Source organism: Kitasatospora nipponensis (assembly GCF_039528135.1).
In the GTDB taxonomy this organism is placed as follows: domain Bacteria; phylum Actinomycetota; class Actinomycetes; order Streptomycetales; family Streptomycetaceae; genus Kitasatospora; species Kitasatospora nipponensis.
In genome coordinates this window covers 1-2,415 of record NZ_BAAALF010000383.1, presented here as the reverse complement: position 1 = coordinate 2,415, position 2,415 = coordinate 1, and the positions used below count along the sequence as shown (strand labels likewise).

General features: G+C 77.9%; 1 protein-coding gene and 2 pseudogenes. All 3 read right to left on the bottom strand.

The window, feature by feature from the left end:
- Positions 1 to 171 (bottom strand): annotated as a pseudogene (locus ABD323_RS40415) (DUF6457 domain-containing protein); the annotation flags it as partial.
- 177 nt (positions 172 to 348) lie between these two features.
- A pseudogene (gene mobA / locus ABD323_RS40410) lies at positions 349 to 957 on the bottom strand (molybdenum cofactor guanylyltransferase); the annotation flags it as partial.
- 64 nt (positions 958 to 1,021) lie between these two features.
- Positions 1,022 to 2,415 (bottom strand): MBL fold metallo-hydrolase (locus tag ABD323_RS40405; protein WP_344447102.1); only part of this gene is annotated, 1,394 nt, incomplete at its 5' end.

Here is a 2,415-nt window from a genome sequence, read left to right as displayed (position 1 = left end):
CGGACCAGGAGGAGGCCAGTCCCCCCCCCCCCCCCCCCCGGCGGCCGCGGCGTAGCCGACCAGGAAGGCGGTCAGCGGCGCGGCCGGGCGGGCGACCCCGTGGGCGACCACCCGGGTCAGGTCGAGCAGTCCCCGGACGTCGACCTCCAGGTCGATCCCCAGTTCGGCGGCGGCCTCGGCCATCCAGTCGTCCAACGTGCGTTCCATGGTGGTCCATGCTGCCTGATCCACCGCGGCGCGGCGTGCCACGGTGGTGAACGGCGTGCTGCGGTCCGCTCACGGCCGCCCGCGCCCGCGGTGAACTCCCGGGCCGGCGCCCGCCCGTTCACCGGCTGCCGATCACCCGCCGCCGCTCACCCGCGCCCGGTGGCGGGCCTGGGCCAGCGCCTCCCAGGTGTCGCAGTCGAAACCGGCCCCCGCCGGGTCGGCCAGCCGCACGGTGCGCAGGCCGCCGGTCAGCCGCCGCAGTGGCCGGTTCGCGGGCTCCCCGAGCGCGGCGAGCGCGGCGCGCAGGGCGGCCGCCCGGTAGGCCCCCACCAGCGGCTGGTCACGGCCGTCGGCATCCACCAGGACGGCGGCCTCCCACCCGGCGCCGGGCTCGGCCAGCGCCTCGACCAGCCGCCGGACGGTGTCGACGTCGAGGAACGGCAGGTCGGCCGCGAGCAGCAGCACCACCTCGGCCGAGATCCCCGGGTGCGCCAGCCCGGCCGCCCCCGCGGCCGCCGGCCCGCCGCCGGGGGGCTCCTCGCGGGTACGGGCCGGCCCGTCACCGTCGGCCGTCTCCGGGCGGTCGGGCGGCGGCGGGCCCACCAGCACCACGGTCCGGGCGTCGGCGAAGGCGGCCAGCACGTGCTGCAGCAGCGTGCGGCCGCCGACCTCGAGGTGCGGCTTGTCGGCGCCGCCGAGCCGGCTGGCGGCGCCGCCGGCCAGCACGATCGGGTCGAAGGGCAGGGTCATGGAGCCAGTATCGGCCCCGCGGCCCGGGCCCAGCGGCGCAGGCACCACGCCCGGGCCCCGCGACTCAGGCGCTGCCCGCGGTCCCGGCGGAGCTCTCGTCGGGGTCCTGGTCGGAGCCCACGTCGGCGGTCGCGTCCGGGCTCTGGTCGGGGCGCGGGGCCGGCGGCGGCTCCAGCACGCGGCGCGAGGTGTTCGCCGCGGCGCCGGCCGCCAGGATGGCCGGCAGCGTCAACTCCCCGTACCGCACGCTCATCGCCGCGACCACGCTGTCGGCGTCGGTGGGGTACCGCGCGAGCACCCGGTCGAAGTCCTGCAAGTACTCGCCGGTGAAGGTGAGCACCCGGGCCGCCTCGTCCCCCTGGTCGGGCGCCCGGTGGCCGGCGATCACCCGGTGCGCGCCCAGCTCGGCGATCCGCACCAGGTTGCGTGCCCAGGTGACCCGCTCGGCGGTGGTGGTCTCCGCCGTCCAGACGTGGGTGCCGTTGTAGACGCAGTCCCCGGCGATCACCGTACGGCTGGCGGGGACGTGCACGACGGTGCAGTCCGCGCAGTCGCCCTGGCCGAGGTAGAGCACCCGGATCAGCTGACGGTCGATCATCAGCGGCTGCGGCAGCAGCGCCCGCGGCAGTACCGGGGCGTCGGGGATGTCGTCGCCGTAGACCGGCCGCCACTGGAGCACCTTGGCGCCCGCCGTGCGGGCGATGGCGGCCACCACCTGCGGCGCGGCCAGCACGTGGGCCTGCGGGAAGAGCCGCAGCACCTCCTCCACGCCGAAGTAGTGGTCGGGGTGCGGGTGGGTGATCACCACGGCCAGCAGGTTGCGGCCCTTGCCGGCGATCCACTCGGCCAGCTCCCGGCCGGCGCTGCGGGTGAGCTGGGCGTCCACCAGGATCGCGTCCCGGGCGCCGAGGATCAGGCTGGAGGTGGCGAAGAAGGCGGACTCCGGTCCGGTGAAGACCGCGATCTCCAGCGGCGGGCCCAGCGGGGCGGCGGGCGTCGGCCCCACGGGGGCGGGCCCACCGGCGCCGCGGCCGGCCCGGGCGGCACCGAGCCCGCGACCGCCCACGCTCCGCGCACCACCGGGCACCGCGCCGTGCGCGTCGGCGTTCTGCTCGGGCGGTGGCGACGGCGTCACTGGCTCTCCCTGGTCCGCGCGGTCCGCGCTCCCGCCGGGCGGGGGCACTGTCGGGACCAGCATCGCAGCCGCTCGCACCGCCCGCCCGGCAGGTGCACCCGGGCGGGTGAGCCGGACCGCCCCCGCCGGTGCGGCCGGCAGGGCCGGTGCGACCGGCGGGGCGGCCGGGGTGCCCTTGAGGATCTCGATGGTGGCCCGGTCGCTCGCGGCCGCCTCGTAACCGGTGTCGTAGACCCGCAGCACGACCGAGTCGATCCGGTCGAACTGCGCGTCGCCGTCGGCGAGTACCAGTGGGTCGTCGCCGTACCAGATCACCGGGTAGG